The following is a 15,211-nucleotide window of genomic DNA, read 5'->3' as shown; positions in this document are numbered from 1 at the left end:
CAACGGAGCGATCAGTTCCCACAGCCGGTCATCGACCTTCCACGACTGCGTTCTCGTCGTCATCACGCCACAGTCAATGACGTCGAGGGCTCCGAGCAACGACCGACCGGGTTATGAGACCAGGTCTTAGGTAAATCCCGCCACGGAGCTCCGGTGCGTAGCTTCCACAGGATCCCGTTGAGCACCTGACGGTGGTCGCGCCACTGCCCACCCCGGCCCGAGACCGGCAACAGTGGCTCGATTTGCACCCATGCTGTGTTCGTCAGTTCACCACGACCGACCATTCCACTGGTCTACCAGTCAGGCCTACCGATTCGCAGGACAGGCCCTAGGAAGCCGGCCAGGCCGCGGAAGAGGCCGCCCCGGAGGCCGAGCAGGCCGCTGATACCGCTGCCGCCGGCTCCCTGTGGACCTTCGCCGGGCTGCTGATCGGGGCGATCATCGCCTCGATCACGGGCCTGCTCGGCTCCCGGTCTGTGACCCGAAACCCCACCAAAGAACCCGAGGTGCGCGCCTCCCGCAGCTGATCAGTGACAGCCGGTGAGCGCTCCACCGGTCACCTCAGAAGCAAGCCCCGCCCGAGAAGCTCCTCGGGCGGGGCTTGCCCGCGGTGCAGGAGTCAGGATCCGTAGTTCTCGAAGATCAAGTCATCGGTGTTCTTGTCCAGCTGCATGGCGCTGCTGTGCTGGATCAGCCGCGCCACCGTGGACGCCTCACTGTCGGGCACTACGAGCAGGTACTCCTCCACTCCCTCATCAAGGGTCAGCTCGAAGGTGTACGACCCGGGCTGGCCCTCCCCGGCGTTGCTACGGATCACATCGACACTGGTGACCCGACGGATGTTCTTACCCTGTCCTGCCGGCATCTGCTTCTCCTTCTCATCACGCCACGATCGTGGCGAACTCGGATAGCTCGTGCTGCGGGGGTGACCCGCCCCGCCGGTTGACCTTCACCACCGCGCACAGGGCAACAGGGCACCCAAGACCGCTCCGTTCCGCAGCACTGCGAACGCTACCCAATGGACAGCAAGCTGACCAGAGCTTTGGGAGGCCACGTTCCCCACCGACAGCATCCTAGGAAGTGTCCTGTCCCCACCGGGGGGGGCGAGGGGGTCTGGGCCTCGGCCAGAACCTGTCGATCCTGCACAGGGGATTTCCTGCAACACCCTCAGGGCCAGTTGTCCCGGGGTCGGTCCGGTGAGCTCAGCGGTCGACCTTGAGCACGGAGCCGTTGTCGACGTTGATGTACACGTCCACGGAGGTGCCCTGGTCATCATCGATGTCGACCTCCCACACGGTGGTGCCGTCCTCGGTGTCCAGCTGGGCACCGTCCACGGTGCCGTCCACCTCCTCCAGGGCGGTGCGCACGGCGTCCTCCAGTGGGATCTGGACCTGGGCGAGGTTCTCCCGGTCCTGCTGGTCCAGCTCGTCATCGCTCTCCTGCGGGGTGACCTCCTGCCCGTCGGCGGAGACCTCCACCTCCTGCTCCCGGTCCTCCACGGCCAGCTTCACCTCCCACCCGTCGCCGGCGTCCTTGCGGTCGATCTCGAAGACCTGTCCGCCGGCCACGGACTCCTGCGCGGCTACGATCGCCCCGGCCACCGCGCCGGCCTCCGCCCCGACCCCGGCCGTCCCGGAGGCCGAGGGGGACGCTGAGGCGCTTTCGTCTTCGGTCGCCGTGCCCGAGGGGGTGGCCGAGGCACTCTCGTCCGCGGCGGCGCTCTCGCCGGCGGTGGCGGTGGACTCGGTGGTGGCCTCGCTCGTGGCGGCCCCGCCGGTGGTCGCCTCACCACCGCCCGGGGTGCCCCCGTTGGCGCAACCAGCCAGCAGGAGGGCGGATAGGGCCAGGGCGCTCAGGGACACAACGTTTTTATCAGTGTACTTCATAAATGATCATTGTGGCGGGGACCGCCCATCGGCGCAAGAAGCGCATCTGGCGCAAAGGGCCAGGTCACCGCCTGCCGCGCAGGTGACGCCCCCCACGGTCGCGGCTTCTCCGGGGCGCGGAAGGCAACCCCCGTGCCGCAGCATGGTCTGCTACTAGCCGGCCATGTGTAAAGCAATCATTACAAAGGTCCAACCGGGTTCTCCGTGCCTGTGCCCGGCCGAGGCGCGCCGGGCTGCTCGCGCAGCGTCCAGAGAGCCTCAGCCCCGTTGCAGGAGCCGCCGCAGGGCCGTGGCTGCGCGCTCAAGGATTTGCGCCCGACCGTAGGCCGGACCGGCCTGGACGTGTTGCCGGTCGAGTCCCCGGACGGCTGGGGACCGGGAGGCGAACATCGCGCTGCCTTCGGTGGCGACCCTGCGGTTGTGCCGTGTCGAGCGCCCGGCGGGTCCGCACACCGTCCCGGTGCGCTCGTCGTAGGGGTAGCCGTCGTCGAGGATGATGTGCTCGTCGGTCTCGGTGAGTACGCGGTAACGCACCGTGTGTCTGCGGCGGTCGGCCACTGGGTGGACGACCGCACGGGCACCGGGATGGGTGGCACCACCGTGGTTGAAGTCGAACAGATCGGCCACAGTTGCTCCTGGTGCGCTGGGGATAGCGGTCACCGGGGCGAGCAATGGTGGCGGCACCGTCCGGTTCTCGGTCCGGTGGGGGTCTTCCCGCCCGGTGGTGATAGTCGATTGCACGGAGGCGGGTACTGGCTCCACGACCGCCTTCGGGGTTGCTGGGCCCTGGCCGCCGCACGACGGACCTTCCTCTCCGGGTCTACACTCTGGACCCCGGGGCAAGAACCCCCTGCCCCCGACAAGATCCTAATCCAGGAGGATTCAGCAGATTATGACCACTGACTATGACGCTCCCCGTACGCGTCCCGAGGACGAGCCGGCCAACGAGTCCCTGGACGCGATCCAGGCCCAGGCCAGTGCGGCCGCCCAGACCGCGGTGATCGACGCCGAGGACCTCGACACCGCCGAGGGCATCGACCTGCCCGGGGCGGACCTCTCGCACGAAGAACTCACCGTGGCCGTCATCCCCAAGCAGGCCGATGAGTTCACCTGCGGGACCTGCTTTCTGGTCCGCCACCGCTCCCAGCTCGCCCGCACGAACGCGGGCACCAGCTACTGCACCGACTGCGAGGGCTGAGCCGCACCGGCCGGCAAGGTCACAGTCGCCGGGCTTCACGGACCGCAGCCGCCCGGTGCCTGCGCTCCGATTCTCGTCTACTGGCTTCGGCATGCTTGCGGTGGGCTCAGGGCATAACCATCCCAGGCCTACGATCAGTAGCACGGCAGGTTCCGACCCGGACGTGGCCGAAGACCAGTGGATCCCTCCGGGGGGAGGTCTTATGATCCGGGTGATCTGGTCGAAGGTGAGAACGGCGACGAACGCCCACGATGAAGGCCACCAGCGCGGCGGGCCAGATCCGGCTCCACCGCCGGATCGCCTGCCTGGCCCTGGACACAGCGACACCGGAACTGGCCGGTAAACACCCCGGGCAGCTGCTCCACGTCATGCGCCCGCCCGTGCCATGCTCCACCCCGTTGCGGGTGCCACAGCGGGGCATGTGAGAGTCTGGCCTTGTCCCCACCACTCTCCCGCTGGAGCCCCCATGAACGCTGCTGCGCCCTCTCCTGCCGTTGAGCACCTTCCGGTCGTCGACTCCTTTGCCGTTGCCGCGCAAATCCGCATGACCGCCGGGGTAACCCGCGCGCGCCTGGCGATCGCCGTGCCGCAAGACACACCAATCAGTCCGGACACCCTGATCTCCGCGTTGCTGACCCTGGGTGGGCAAGTGCTGGAGGAGTACCGGCTCACCGATCAGCAGCTGCCCCAGGTGGAGGTCACCGCAGTGGAACGCGTCGAGACCGTCCCGGCGACCGCGGCCGCCACCGGGTTCACCGTCGGAGTCACCAACGACCTGACGGCCCGGCGCTCCACGCTCGTGCTCGATTCGGACTTCCTGCTCGGCAACGACGGCGGGGTGCTCCTGGCGGCCGCCACGCTGCTGGCCGGAGCCGAGCACCTGCTCGATCCGGAGTCGGCTGGTCGGACCCGCCATACCGGGCGCAGGCACCAGCCCTCCTCGCCCCGTCGACGCCGCTCAGGCGGCCGAGGCCGCGGCCGCCGCTGAGTCCCCACCCCTCTCACATCGCCCCGGACGCGGACCGAGCCCCGAGACCCCTCGACCAGCCGAGCGCCTGGTCAGGACCGGGCGGGTCGAAGACGGCGCGGTGATCCTTGCTCCACACTCCGGCCTCTTGCCGGGCCCGGAATCAACGGTTCCAACAACTTCCTACGCCTGATCGCCGACCAGTTCCTGGGGCACCTTCTGCCTCGCCAGGGCGACCATGATCACCATCGGCTCGTAGGCCTTCCTCCGCCGCGCTCGAACCATGGAAGCTACTTCCAAGCCACCGCGTCGGAATCAGCACCACCTCCCCGACGTCCGCGGCGGGGATGCATCTGACGGGCGACTGCAACGCCGGTACTGGTCCGTCGATCGCCTTTCACCACCATAGTGACAAGCATGCTTCCTATTGTTTAGGATGGGCCCAGCCGTGGACTTGTCTGGTCGGCGGCAGGGGTGATTGTGCTGCAGTGAGCGGTGCTGACAGCGCCCCGGGGGGCCATGCCGATGCTCGCCGGTGTGGTGAACGCCTTCGTGAGGTCTGCGTGACCGCACGAAGGCGCCCTCCCCCGAGGACCCCGCGCCGGGAAGGATTCTGCGGCCGGTCGGCGCGGTGCAGTCGGTGGCGCTGAATCGCTGATCGCACCAAGTACTGCTGGTACCCTGCCTGCTTCGTTTCGTCTGCTTACCCAAGAATGCTGCTGCCATGTCTGCCCCCGTACCGTCGTCCTTGACCGCGGCCGCCGAGTCTGCTGAGACGGTGAGGCCACCGGCGCCCGCTGCGGGGCTGGAACAGACACCGGAGGCGGCTACCGGCCGCACTACTTCGCCCCGGCGGAGGCAGGCACGGTGGCGGGTCGGGGATGCGGTGGAGGTCTGGATCGGCGGGCTGATCCGTCATCGCGGTGCCGTGGAGGAGTCCGCCCCGGCCTTGGGGGTGGTGTGGATCCGGGAGCACGGCACCGGGATGCGGCTGCTGATCGACCTGGATGAGTCCGGTGTCCGGTTGCGACGCTGCGCATTTCCGCAGGCGCCCCGGTGAGTCTCCCGGCTCCGTCCGGAACCCGACCGCCCGGCGGAGCGTCGGGACCGTGACCCTCCCCCCCTCCTGCGGTATGTCTGTGCTGTGGCGCCGGAACTGGTGCCTGATGAAAGGGTGTTGTTGATGATCGATCCTTCCTCGGTGGCCCACCGGCCGATCCCTTCCTTCCCCTCGGTTTCCACGAGTTTGCGCCTGCACGAGGTGCTGGCCGCCAGCGCGGATCTGCGGGAGTTCCTGGAGGAGTTCACCCAGGTGATGGCCGCCCATTTGAGCTCGGCGGGCACCTCGGTGTGGTGCGCGGTGACCGTGCTGCGCGACGGGAGGGTGGGCACGGTGGCCAGCTCCAACGCCCGGGCCGAGGTGCTGGACGAGATCCAGTACGACTACGGTGACGGGCCGTGTCTGACGGCGGCCCGTCAGCAGCTGCTCGTGCACGCCCCGGACCTGGCGGCCGGTCCGTGGCCGGACTACGGGCAGGCCGCCGCCGCTCAGGGGGTGCGCTCGGCCGTGGCCGCCCCGTTCGATCTGCCCGGCCCGGACAAGGCCGCCCTGAACGTCTACGCCGGCACCGTCGACGCTTTCAACGAGGAGGCGATCACCGCGATCACCCAGGAGGTCGTGGCCGCCTCCACCGCGCTGCGGCTGGCCCTGCGGCTGGCCAGGCACCAGGACACCGAGACCGACCTGGTGGCGGCGATGAGCTCACGCACCGCCATCGACGTGGCGGTGGGCATCCTCATCGCCCAGCAGCACTGCACCCAGGCCGAGGCTTTTGAGCTGCTGGCCGCCGCCGCGGCCCGGCGCGGGGTGAAGGTCCGGGACCTGGCGGCCGAGCTGGTCAAGTCCATCACCGGGGAAGCACCCACCACCCACTTCAACACCCCCAACGCCCCGTGGGCGCAGCAGCGCCCCGACTGAGCTCCCTTCCCCGGTCGGGAGAGCAGGCAGAGACAGAGTTTGGCGGGTCCGGTGGGCGGTGATTATCCTCCTACTTGGTCGAGTAGCTGACCGATCCCATGATCATGCTCAGCGAAAGATCGTTCCTATGCTTTTGTGCTTCCTCACGTTGCCTGCCTCAAACCCGTCTGCGGGGCTCATCGGCCATCCGCGACGCAGCATGGCAGGATTCGTCCACCGGACGGTTTCGTCCGCGGTGCCCGCGTGAACGGGTTCGCCAGAGGCGGCCGCGCTGCCCTGCCGGTGGTGACCCCGCTCGAGCGGGTTCTCCGGTTGGGCCCGGACGATTCGTTCCCCGAGGAGCTGCTGGACCTGCCTGTGGAGCACCTGCAGATCCTGCACAGCCGCATCTGCCGGCAGCTGGACCACGAGCACCTTTCCTTGGACGGGGCGCACCCGATCACCTTGGACCGGATGGCCGAGCTGCGCATCGAGTTCACCTCCCGCCTCGTCCGCTGAGCCTCGTTACGGCTCCGACGGGAAGACCGATTCACCCTGAAGCTTCGCCGGCCGTTCCCTCCTCGGGGACGGCAGGGCGGTCCCCGTCATGACGACGCCGACCCAACTCCGCGGAGATGGGCCGGCGTCGTCAGGGTCCGCCCCTGGTGAGACCTGCCCCGAAATGGAAGGAAAGGGCGGACCCGGACCGCTGAACCGTGGTTCAACGTGCTGCGATGCTATCGCAGCACTGCAGCCCATCCACGGGTGGTCCGAGGAGTCCGCCGGGTGCGTCACGACGTCGGCCTCGCTCCGCACTACCGCTACCCCACCGCCGGGCCCGCCCGCGGAGTCCGGCAGGTGCACCTGCGCCCAGGCAGCTCCCCCGGTCCCTCGCTCATCCACACCGATACCGCTCAGATCCAGGAGAGCACCCTGTGGTTGAGCAAACCGGCAATCAGCTCTTACCCCTGGCCCGCTACCGAGAGCACCCAGGTGAGTCCGATCAGCCCCACCCCGGTGGTGCCCAGCACGATCACCGCCACCGCGACCGCCGCGGTGATCAGGGTCGCCCCGGCACCGGTCGGGTCCTCGCCGGTGCGGGCCTCGTGGCCGATGGTCACCATCAACAGCACGGCGGCGAGGACCAGCATCACCACTGCGATCATCAGCACCACGTTGTCCTCCATCTCACGGCAGCAGTCACAATTTTTCCCTCGCAACCGGGTCTCTAACGGTCGTCCCACCAGGTGATCTTCGGTCCGGTCCGCACACCCACCCCGGGGAAAAACGCCCCGACGACAGGGCACTTGAGATGGTCGGACCGGGGCGTACCACCCAACACGCCCGGCAGTCCCCGGGGGGGGCGTGCAGGCCCATCCGGGGGTGGTTGGGGCGACCGTGCTAGGCGGCCGCCACGGGTCCGGTGTCCAGCGGGTGCACGGGGGAGGCGCCCAGCAGGTCGGCCCCGCCCAGGTGCACCGGGTGATGCTCTCTCACCCAGGCGCGCAGCGGATGGGAGTCACCCCCGACGGCCACCACCACCCGGGCCGCGACCAGGGCCTCGGCGCGCTCCAGGGTGGCGGCATCAGGGGTGTAGGCGATCAGCACCCAGTCGAAACGGCGGGCCCTCTCGGCCTGGGCGATGGTGCCCATCCGCACTCCCCGGGACTTGAGCCGCCCCAGCTGCTCGATCACCGGCAGCTGGGATGCCTGCGGGACCACGATGGCCAGCGAGGCCCAGGTCAGCTCGACACCGTGACTGAAAACCCAGGTCGCGGCGTGGAACACCCCCACCCCCGCCGCCATGGGGGCAGCCGTATAAGCCCGCGGATTGGCAAAGGCACCCCAGGGATCCACCGACACCGCTCCTTTTCACTGTTCCTCTTGCGCCGTTCTATGGCGCATGCGTGGCCTCAAGCACCTTGCTAAGTATACTGTCTAATGGTGGGATGTTCCGTCTCGGAGCCCCCCGCCGGCCTGTTTCCCATCGCCACCAGGGGACCACGGCGAGATCACCCTCAGTCGGTCCTGCTCAGTTGTCACGCCGTCCCATACGCGGGGGACGCAGAAGTCGGCGAGCAGGTGGCTTGCCCGAGCGATGCGCCGGGCCGATCGGGGGCGTACCGGTGCCACAGGTGGCGCCCGGGCCGGCTCCCACCGGTGGGGTACACGGAAGTGCTCGATGCCTGCGCTCAGGGTCGTGGGCCATCGGAAGGCAGATGGGCGGTAGCCCACCGGTGGAGCTGCCCGACGGCGTCAGGAGGCCACTGCAGTTGCCAGGCCAGGGCGAGCAGCGACTCGGCACTGAAGTGCCCGCCGTGATGATACAGGTGCTCCAGGCGTCGCAGCAGCATCTGCCACAGCCGCGGCGAGGGGGCCGCCCGGCGCTGAAGGCGGTGGGTGAAGTAGACCATCACCCGGCGCACCTCGGGCACGGGCAGCACCACCTCGGCCGGGCTCAGCACCGTTGCCCCCAGCGGTGTGGGGTCGAAGGCGTCCACCCAGGGGGTGAGCACCTCGATGTCCGGGGCCACCACCACAATGGAAGTGGCGGTGGGGATCGCCTCGGCCGCCATCAGGCTCGCCACGGTCGGGCGGTCCACGATCAGGGCACCCACCCATCGACGCAGCCCCCCGGGGTCCCCGGCAAAGCCCACCGTGGCTCCTCGGATGCTCGCCAGCCGCAGGTACCGGCACTGGTCCGGGGCCACCGGTTCCGGCAGCAGAATCCCGATCGAGGCCCACCCGAGACGACCGGTCTGGGTGGCAGCCCACTCCCGGGCCCGCCCCCACCCTGTTTTCGCGGCCGCCGGGCCGGCCACATAGGCCCGGGGCCGGTCCCGCCGGGCCGGAGGCGAAGGCGACATGACCGGGGGCTCTTCAGTGCCCGGCGGGCAGCTGCGCGGAGCGGTCGAACTCCTCCGTGACGGACACGGCGCCGGAACCGTCGAGCAGGGTGACGGCGCCGGGACCGCCGTGCACGCCCGCCGGGATCCCGGCACCCACGTCGGCCACGACGTTCTCCAGCCGTGCCCCGGCGCCCACCCGCACCCCGTCCAGCAGCACCGAGTGGCGCACCGTGGCGCCCTCCTCGACCACCACCCCGGGGCCCAGCACGGAGTGCTCCACGGTCCCGTGCACGGTGGCGCCCGCCGCGACCATGGACCGGCGCACGTCGGCGCCGCCCTCGATCCGGGCGGGCACCAGCTGCGGCTGGGCCGAGAGGATCGGCCAGTCCGGGTCGTCGAGGGTGACCCCCTCGCCGTCGAGCACCTGCAGGTGCGCGGTCCAGTAGGACTGCAGGGTGCCCAGGTCCATCCAGTACCCCTGAAGGCGGTGCTCCACCACGGTGCGGTGGGCCACGAACCAGGGCACGAGGTCGTGGCCGTAGTCCTCGAGCTGCCCCTCCTGCTCGTGCAGCTCCTCCAGAGCCGCCAGCAGCTGCTGCGCGTCATAGAGGAACATCTCCCCGGCCACCAGCTGCCCCTCCGGCCGCTCGGGCTTGTAGTCGAAGCCGGTCACCCGCCCCTCGTCGTCGGCCTGCACCACGCCGTAGCGGGACGGGTCCTCGTCCACGACCGTGGTGACCATGGTCAGGTCCGCGCCCCGCTGCAGGTGGGTGTCCACGACATCGAGGAAGTTGATCGTGTAGAGATGATCCGCGCTGAGCACCAGGACCAGGTCCGGGGCGAAGTCCCGGATCAGGTCCTTCTGCCGGTAGAGGGAGTCCGCGTTGCCCTCGGCAAAGCCCTCCCCCTCCGCGCCCTCATACGGTGGCAGGACCTGCAGGCCGCCGTGGCTGCGATCCAGATCCCAGGGCCGCCCGTTGGCCAGGTGCACGTTGAGGCTGTGCGGCAGGTACTGCTGCACCACCCACACGTCGGAGATGTGGGAGTGCACCAGATTGGACAGCGCCACGTCGACCAGCCGGTAGGTGCCGGCCACGGGCAGGGCCGGCTTCACCTTCTTCTCCGTCAGGACACCCAGCCGGGAGCCCTTTCCGCCGGCCAGCACCAGAGCGAGAATCCGCGGAACGCGCATATGCAACTCCTCATTGTCGTCTTCCCGGAAGGCCACTGCTCTTCCGGCCAAATCGTCCCGCCGCAAAGCGCGCGACCGACTCGATGCCGTCGATGCACCCCACCCTCGAGGAGACATTCGAACCCGCACCAGACCGGCCCATTCAAAGCTCTAGCGTGCAGGCCCTCACTATAGTAAGTTAGCTTACTATAGTGAGGGTGGGTCCACCACCCTGATCTCGACGGTGATAGCGGCAGCGGTTCCCGCCCGACGAAAGGCCCAGTCCATGCCCCACTCCCCCACCTTGGACCTGCACGACGGCCGCACCATCCCGCAGCTGGGCTACGGCGTCTGGCAGGTCGGCCCCGACATCGCCGAGGACGTGGTGGGCCAGGCCCTGGCGGCCGGCTACCGGCACATCGACACCGCCATGATCTACGGCAACGAGGAGGGTGTGGGCCGGGCCATCGCCAACAGCGGCATCCCGCGCGAGGAGATCTTCGTGACCACCAAGCTGTGGAACGACGACCACGGCTACGACTCCGCGCTGAAGGCGATCGACGCCTCCCTGGAGCGCCTCGGCCTGGAGTACGTGGACCTGTACCTCATCCACTGGCCCACGCCCAAGCGCGGGAAGTACCTGGAGACCTGGAAGGCCTTCCGACAGATCCGCGACAGCGGCAAGGCCCGCTCGATCGGCGTCTCCAACTTCCCGCAGGAGGAGCTGCAGGAGATCATCGACGCCACCGGCGTGGTTCCGGTGGTGAACCAGGTGGAGCTGCACCCCTACTTCAACCAGGCCGTCCTGCGGGAGGTCAACGCCTCCCACGGCATCCTCACCGAGGCGTGGTCGCCCCTGGGTCAGGGCGGGGACCTGTTGCAGGACACCGTGCTGGGTCGCATCGCCGACCGTTACGAGGCCACCCCAGCTCAGATCGTCATCGCCTGGCACCTGGCGATCGGGAACGTGGTCTTCCCCAAGACCGTGACCCCTGAGCGGATCCGCGAGAACTTCGCGGCCCTCGACGTGCGGCTGGATGCCGAGGACGTCGATGTCATCACCGGGCTCGACCGCGGCCAACGACTCGGCCCGGACCCGGCCACCGTCGAGACTCCCTGACCGGTCGGCGCCCCCGGCCTCTGGGGCAACCGGCGCCACGCCCACTGACCCTACGGCCGGTGCGGGCCCGACGTGCCAGATAGCACCGGTCAGGCGCCCGCGCCGACACGGAAAAACTCCGGGATATCCAGCGGCCGGACTTTGCCACAAAAGAACAGGATTCCCGACATGCAACCAACGTTCGCCGCGAACCTGGCCTCCACCGCCGAATACCCCACCCCGGCGATGCCCGTGATGGGGGTGGAGTTCCTGGAGGACCCGGAGCTCCGCACCACCGGCATCCCCAGCGGCACGGCTCACCCGGTGGCCTGGATCGAGTACAGCAAACCCACCTTTCTCGGTGCCACCGCCGGCCCCCACCTCGACGAGACCACCTCAGACACCACTGATGGATCCTCATCGGTAGGCCGATGGGATCTGCGGGAAGCCGACAGTGTCATCCGTGGGGCCGGTTACCGTCGAGTCAGCGACTGGAAGCCCATCGAGCGCGGCACCCGGCTGATGGCCTACATCACCCCGCGATGACCCACCGACAGCAACGCGTATCGGTATCACAGCGACCCCGACGGCACTCGCAACAATTGGCACAGCATGGAGGGGTCGGTCACCCAACCGGTGTCAAGGGCACCGTCATGGAAGATAGTTTCCGCTGCCGGCAGACGACAGACCGCCACCTCCTGCCGGACGCCCGGGCTACGAACCAGATGCCGGGCCGGTGGCGATGATCGGGCTCCGGCGGTACCGGGGCGTCAGACGCGCCGGCCGGAGGACGCCCCGATGGGTGAATCACCGGTGTCTTCATGGAAAACGCTTTCGACCGGGCGGGTGAAGTACCGGGCCAAGGCAAGAGCCACCGCCAGCGACGGCTCGCTCCGATCGTTCTCCAGCGCATAAATCGTCTGTCGAGAGACACCCACGGCGATGGCCAACTGTCCTTGGGAGATCTTCCGGGCCGCCCGGAAGGCCTTCAGCTCATTGCGCATACGCTGCCATCTCCCCACCTACGCTCGTCGTATGCCAAGCCACCTTACCGTTTGCAAGAAGCGCACACCCAGCGCGCGCGGATTCTTGACGTACCTGGAGCGGTACGGGCGCATTCAGAAGTGGTTTCAGTAGTTCTTCCGGGGCAGTCGCCGGGCGCAGATGATGGTGATCGCCAAAGTGGCCACCGCGGTGATCGTGGTGGCGCTGCGGTCGTAACGCACGGCCAGGCGTCGGAAGGCCAGCAGCCAGGACATGGTGCGTTCCACGACCCAGCGGTGCCGGCCGAGGCGTTCACTGGAGTCCACGCCGATGCGGGCGATGCGGGCGGTGATCCCGCGCCGGCAAAGGTAGCGGCGCACCCGTTTGTTGTCGTAGGCCTTGTCCGCGTGCAGCTTGACCGGCCGGCGCCGTGGACGGCCGCGGCCTCGACCCTTGACCGGGCTCAACTGTCCAGGTTCGGCTCGACCAGCATGGAGTCGTGGCGGTTGGCTCCGGGGAAACGCCACCGCCAGCGGCAGTCCGTCAGCTGTCACCAGCAGGTGGTACTTCGTGCCGAGTTTGCCGCGATCCGTGGGGTTGGGCCCCGTCAGCTCGCCCCCCCCCTTTTCGCCCGGACGCTCACCGAGTCCAGGCAAGCTCTCGACCAGTCCAGCGCCCCATCGTGCCCGAGCTGCTCGAGCACGGCGTGGTGCAGCTTCTCCCACACCCCGGCTTCCTGCCAGGCCCGTAGCCGGCGCCAGCAGGTGATCCCGGAGCCGAAGCCCAGCTCCACGGGCAGCTTCTTCTTTGGCGTTGCCGTTCTCGGCCACGAACAGGATGCCGTTGAGGGCCGCTCGGTCATCCACGCGCGGTCGCCCGGTGCGCCCGTTCTTCGCCGGCGGGGGCGGTGGGATCAAGGGTTTCAGCAACTCCCACAACTGGTCGCTGACCAGCCGCCCGGAGGCCTTCTGACTCGTCATGGCAGCCATGATCACCAGTCAGGCAGGCACCGCTCAATGCCTCACCCATAACTATTGAAACCGTTTCTAATACTACAGTCGCGCTTGTAAGGCATGGCCGTGGGTTCTGTAGTGGTGTTGCTTGGCGCGGTGCTGGTGTTTGCGGCGCCAGCGGGAACGCTCCAGCACGGTCTGCGGGGCGGGTGGTGCGGCCCAGATCAGCAGGATGAGCAGGCCGGCCGATGACCGGGCCGCCCTGGCCGGGATGGTGTTCGTGCTCGAGACCGACATCGGCTGGAATCAGCTGCCGCGGGACCTGCTGGGCGTCTGAAGGGGTGACCTGCTGGCGGCGCATGAGGGACTGGACCGAGGCCGGGGTCTGGCCGGCCGTGCACGAGCTACTCCTGGCCCAGCTGCGCGCCGGCGGCGCGCTGGACCTGGACCGGTGCTCGGTGGACGGCTCCCACGTGCGCGCCCTCAAAGGGGGGGACCATGTCGGTCCCAGCCCTGTCGACCGCGGCCGGCCCGGTTCCAAGCACCACCTGATCGTCGAGGCGCACGGGATCCCGTTGCAGGTCACTCTTACCGGAGGCAACCGCAACGACGTCACGCAACTGCTGCCCCTGGTGGACTCCATTCCACCGGTCCGCGGACTCCGAGGCCGGCCTCGGAGGAAGCCTCGGGAACTCTTCGCTGACCGTGGCTATGACCACGACAAGTACCGACGGCAGTTGCGAGCTCGGGGCATCACCCCGCGTGTTACCCGCCGCGGGACTCCTCACGGTTCAGGCCTCGGCAGACACCGGTGGGTCGTCGAACGCGGCTTCGCGTGGCTCCACGCCTACAAGCGACTACGCACCCGGTGGGAACGCCGGGCTGAGCTCCACCTCGGGCTGCTGCAGCTGGCCTGCGTGCTGATCTGCCATCGACACCTCACCGCATTATGAAACGAGTTCTTACACCGTTACTGCGATAGTCCCAGCTCAACCGCTGCACTCTGGGCAAAGTGGTCAGGTGGTCGTCGTAGAGGCCCTGGAGGGCCGCCAGCTCCGCGGCCACCACGTGCAGAAGACGGTCGGGATCCCCGAGCAGCCGCTGCGCCTGGATGATGTGCGGGACCGTGGCCACCGCGTCCTCCAAGGCCTCCGAGGTGTCGTGGTCGGCCGCGTACACGATGGCGAACACCAGGGAGGCGAGGTTCAGCCCCAGGGCATGGGCGGCCATCTGCTCCCGCATCGACAGCTCCGGTGGATCCGAGAATCCTCAGCTGGTGCCGGTTTCTTGGAGATCCATTCTCTGGAGGATCGTGGCGGAAATTTCTTCCACGGACATGAAGGCTGAGTTGAGGTGGGGGATGTCGTTGAGGGCGTACATCTGCTGGGCGTTGCGCAGTTCCCAGGTGCATTGGGGCAGGGAGGCGTAGCTGGTGCCCGGGCGTCTTTCCTGGCGGACCTGGCTCAGTCGCAGGGGTTGGGAGGTGAGTCCGAAGCACTTGGTCGCGTAGGCGGCGATGGGTACCGGCAGGGACCGGTGGGCGAAGTCTTCGTCGACCAGGGGGAAGTTCGCGGTGCGGATGCCGTGCTGCAGGGCCAGGTACATGCTGGTGGGGGTCTTGCCGCAGCGTGAGGGGGCGATGAGGATCAGATCGGCCCGTTCCAGGGCGCGGATGGATTGCCCGTCGTCGTGTTCCATGGCGTACTCGACGGCTGTCATCCGCGACTGGTAGCGGATGGCGTCGCCAAGCCCGTGGGCCCTGCCGGGTTGAGGGTTCGCGGTGGTGTGCAGGGCGGCTTCGAGCTGGTGGATGTGGGAGCCGAAGAGGTCCACGAAGTACCCGGCGCCAGCCTCGAGGATGCCGCGCAGGTGCGGGTCCACGACGGTGGAGAACACCACGGTGGTGCGCCCGGTTTCCGCAGCGGTGGTGATCCGGGCCGCAACCTGGTGGGCGTGGTCGGCGGTGGTGAGGAAGGGCACGGTGTGGCGTTCGAAGCGCTGGGCCGGGAACTGGGTGATGAGGGTGTTGCCGAGGGTCTCGGCGGTGATGCCGGTGCTGTCGGAGACGAAGAACGCCACCGGGCAGGAGTCGGTCACGGGTGCCTCCGCTGTCTTCTCGTCGGGATGTCCGATGGTCCGGGTGGGGG

Annotated in this window: 18 protein-coding genes and 4 pseudogenes; 8 read left to right on the top strand and 14 right to left on the bottom strand. The window is 68.5% G+C overall.

Annotated elements, in window-relative coordinates; translation table 11 throughout:
• Nucleotides 1-125: 125 nt before the first annotated feature.
• From ACWCOM_RS17975 to ACWCOM_RS17960, 4 genes and pseudogenes are all read right to left on the bottom strand, one after another.
• Nucleotides 126-284, bottom strand: a pseudogene (locus ACWCOM_RS17975) (transposase); the annotation flags it as partial.
• Nucleotides 285-619: 335 nt separating this feature from the next.
• On the bottom strand, nt 620-817 hold the full coding sequence (locus tag ACWCOM_RS17970) for a hypothetical protein (RefSeq protein WP_454550116.1): 198 nt from the start codon (nt 815-817) through the stop codon (nt 620-622).
• Between the two features lie 385 nt (nt 818-1,202).
• Complete coding sequence (locus ACWCOM_RS17965) at nt 1,203-1,886, bottom strand: PepSY domain-containing protein (RefSeq protein ID WP_454550115.1); 684 nt, start codon at nt 1,884-1,886, stop codon at nt 1,203-1,205.
• Between the two features lie 258 nt (nt 1,887-2,144).
• A complete protein-coding gene (locus ACWCOM_RS17960; RefSeq protein ID WP_454550114.1) occupies nt 2,145-2,513 on the bottom strand; it encodes a hypothetical protein in 369 nt (122 codons plus the stop codon).
• Nucleotides 2,514-2,778: 265 nt separating this feature from the next.
• Here ACWCOM_RS17960 and ACWCOM_RS17955 point away from each other — a divergent pair, with 265 nt between their 5' ends.
• From ACWCOM_RS17955 to ACWCOM_RS17935, 5 genes are all read left to right on the top strand, one after another.
• Complete coding sequence (locus tag ACWCOM_RS17955; RefSeq protein WP_454550113.1) at nt 2,779-3,084, top strand: DUF4193 domain-containing protein; 306 nt, start codon at nt 2,779-2,781, stop codon at nt 3,082-3,084.
• A 466-nt stretch (nt 3,085-3,550) separates the two neighbouring features.
• Entirely contained in the window at nt 3,551-4,072 is a 522-nt protein-coding gene (locus ACWCOM_RS17950) for a hypothetical protein (RefSeq protein WP_454550112.1), read from the top strand.
• Between the two features lie 865 nt (nt 4,073-4,937).
• Entirely contained in the window at nt 4,938-5,111 is a 174-nt protein-coding gene (locus ACWCOM_RS17945) for a hypothetical protein (protein WP_454550111.1), read from the top strand.
• A 123-nt stretch (nt 5,112-5,234) separates the two neighbouring features.
• Complete coding sequence (locus tag ACWCOM_RS17940) at nt 5,235-6,029, top strand: GAF and ANTAR domain-containing protein (protein ID WP_454550110.1); 795 nt, start codon at nt 5,235-5,237, stop codon at nt 6,027-6,029.
• A gap of 285 nt (nt 6,030-6,314) precedes the next feature.
• Nucleotides 6,315-6,527 (top strand): hypothetical protein, encoded by a 213-nt coding sequence (locus ACWCOM_RS17935; protein WP_047804252.1) that lies wholly within the window; start codon nt 6,315-6,317, stop codon nt 6,525-6,527.
• A gap of 443 nt (nt 6,528-6,970) precedes the next feature.
• Here ACWCOM_RS17935 and ACWCOM_RS17930 read toward each other — a convergent pair whose 3' ends face one another.
• From ACWCOM_RS17930 to ACWCOM_RS17915, 4 genes are all read right to left on the bottom strand, one after another.
• Nucleotides 6,971-7,180 (bottom strand): hypothetical protein, encoded by a 210-nt coding sequence (locus ACWCOM_RS17930; protein ID WP_454550109.1) that lies wholly within the window; start codon nt 7,178-7,180, stop codon nt 6,971-6,973.
• A gap of 229 nt (nt 7,181-7,409) precedes the next feature.
• Complete coding sequence (locus tag ACWCOM_RS17925; protein ID WP_454550108.1) at nt 7,410-7,814, bottom strand: hypothetical protein; 405 nt, start codon at nt 7,812-7,814, stop codon at nt 7,410-7,412.
• 386 nt (nt 7,815-8,200) lie between these two features.
• Nucleotides 8,201-8,626 carry a hypothetical protein gene (locus ACWCOM_RS17920; protein WP_454550107.1) on the bottom strand — a complete coding sequence of 142 codons (426 nt, stop codon included), beginning with the start codon at nt 8,624-8,626 and terminating at the stop codon, nt 8,201-8,203.
• Between the two features lie 262 nt (nt 8,627-8,888).
• Nucleotides 8,889-10,049, bottom strand: coding sequence for a glucose-1-phosphate adenylyltransferase family protein (locus tag ACWCOM_RS17915; RefSeq protein WP_454550106.1), 1,161 nt, complete (start codon nt 10,047-10,049; stop codon nt 8,889-8,891).
• 265 nt (nt 10,050-10,314) lie between these two features.
• Between ACWCOM_RS17915 and ACWCOM_RS17910 the strand changes: the two genes are divergently transcribed.
• A complete protein-coding gene (locus tag ACWCOM_RS17910) occupies nt 10,315-11,148 on the top strand; it encodes an aldo/keto reductase (protein WP_454550105.1) in 834 nt (277 codons plus the stop codon).
• Nucleotides 11,149-11,316: 168 nt separating this feature from the next.
• Complete coding sequence (locus tag ACWCOM_RS17905; RefSeq protein ID WP_454550104.1) at nt 11,317-11,673, top strand: hypothetical protein; 357 nt, start codon at nt 11,317-11,319, stop codon at nt 11,671-11,673.
• Nucleotides 11,674-11,897: 224 nt separating this feature from the next.
• On the opposite strand, the gene ACWCOM_RS17900 is transcribed toward ACWCOM_RS17905, so the two are convergent.
• The 4 genes and pseudogenes from ACWCOM_RS17900 to ACWCOM_RS17885 form a co-directional block, all read right to left on the bottom strand.
• A complete protein-coding gene (locus tag ACWCOM_RS17900; RefSeq protein WP_454550103.1) occupies nt 11,898-12,131 on the bottom strand; it encodes a helix-turn-helix transcriptional regulator in 234 nt (77 codons plus the stop codon).
• Between the two features lie 126 nt (nt 12,132-12,257).
• Nucleotides 12,258-12,692: pseudogene (locus ACWCOM_RS17895) on the bottom strand (transposase); the annotation flags it as partial.
• Nucleotides 12,693-12,718: 26 nt separating this feature from the next.
• The gene (locus ACWCOM_RS17890; RefSeq protein WP_454550118.1) at nt 12,719-12,904 is read right to left on the bottom strand and encodes a hypothetical protein; all 186 of its coding nucleotides are present in this window, start codon (nt 12,902-12,904) and stop codon (nt 12,719-12,721) included.
• Between the two features lie 34 nt (nt 12,905-12,938).
• Nucleotides 12,939-13,091, bottom strand: a pseudogene (locus ACWCOM_RS17885) (transposase); the annotation flags it as partial.
• A 211-nt stretch (nt 13,092-13,302) separates the two neighbouring features.
• On the opposite strand from ACWCOM_RS17885, the pseudogene ACWCOM_RS17880 reads away from it, so the two are divergent.
• Nucleotides 13,303-14,017: pseudogene (locus tag ACWCOM_RS17880) on the top strand (IS5 family transposase); the annotation flags it as partial.
• Here the strand turns inward: ACWCOM_RS17880 and ACWCOM_RS17875 are convergent.
• Both ACWCOM_RS17875 and ACWCOM_RS17870 read right to left on the bottom strand, forming a co-directional pair.
• Nucleotides 14,004-14,306 carry an Lrp/AsnC ligand binding domain-containing protein gene (locus tag ACWCOM_RS17875; protein ID WP_454550102.1) on the bottom strand — a complete coding sequence of 101 codons (303 nt, stop codon included), beginning with the start codon at nt 14,304-14,306 and terminating at the stop codon, nt 14,004-14,006. The pseudogene ACWCOM_RS17880 and the gene ACWCOM_RS17875 sit on opposite strands and share 14 nt — an antisense overlap.
• A gap of 27 nt (nt 14,307-14,333) precedes the next feature.
• Nucleotides 14,334-15,161, bottom strand: a complete 828-nt coding sequence (locus ACWCOM_RS17870; protein WP_454550117.1) for a pyruvate, water dikinase regulatory protein — start codon at nt 15,159-15,161, stop codon at nt 14,334-14,336.
• Nucleotides 15,162-15,211: the final 50 nt, after the last annotated feature.

Source organism: Kocuria sp. KH4, from assembly GCF_053711175.1.
Note: the sequence above shows the minus strand (reverse complement) of the source record. Positions and strands in the feature narration are given on the sequence as shown.

Excerpts from the sequence above, each read along its gene's own strand:
- ACWCOM_RS17910 (WP_454550105.1), top strand. The coding sequence starts at position 10,315 with ATGCCCCACTCCCCCACCTTGGACCTGCACGACGGCCGCACCATCCCG.
- ACWCOM_RS17965 (WP_454550115.1), bottom strand. The coding sequence starts at position 1,886 with ATGAAGTACACTGATAAAAACGTTGTGTCCCTGAGCGCCCTGGCCCTA.
- ACWCOM_RS17955 (WP_454550113.1), top strand. The coding sequence starts at position 2,779 with ATGACCACTGACTATGACGCTCCCCGTACGCGTCCCGAGGACGAGCCG.
- ACWCOM_RS17875 (WP_454550102.1), bottom strand. The coding sequence starts at position 14,306 with ATGCGGGAGCAGATGGCCGCCCATGCCCTGGGGCTGAACCTCGCCTCC.
- ACWCOM_RS17925 (WP_454550108.1), bottom strand. The coding sequence starts at position 7,814 with ATGGCGGCGGGGGTGGGGGTGTTCCACGCCGCGACCTGGGTTTTCAGT.
- ACWCOM_RS17915 (WP_454550106.1), bottom strand. The coding sequence starts at position 10,049 with ATGCGCGTTCCGCGGATTCTCGCTCTGGTGCTGGCCGGCGGAAAGGGC.
- ACWCOM_RS17900 (WP_454550103.1), bottom strand. The coding sequence starts at position 12,131 with ATGCGCAATGAGCTGAAGGCCTTCCGGGCGGCCCGGAAGATCTCCCAA.
- ACWCOM_RS17950 (WP_454550112.1), top strand. The coding sequence starts at position 3,551 with ATGAACGCTGCTGCGCCCTCTCCTGCCGTTGAGCACCTTCCGGTCGTC.
- ACWCOM_RS17905 (WP_454550104.1), top strand. The coding sequence starts at position 11,317 with ATGCAACCAACGTTCGCCGCGAACCTGGCCTCCACCGCCGAATACCCC.
- ACWCOM_RS17940 (WP_454550110.1), top strand. The coding sequence starts at position 5,235 with ATGATCGATCCTTCCTCGGTGGCCCACCGGCCGATCCCTTCCTTCCCC.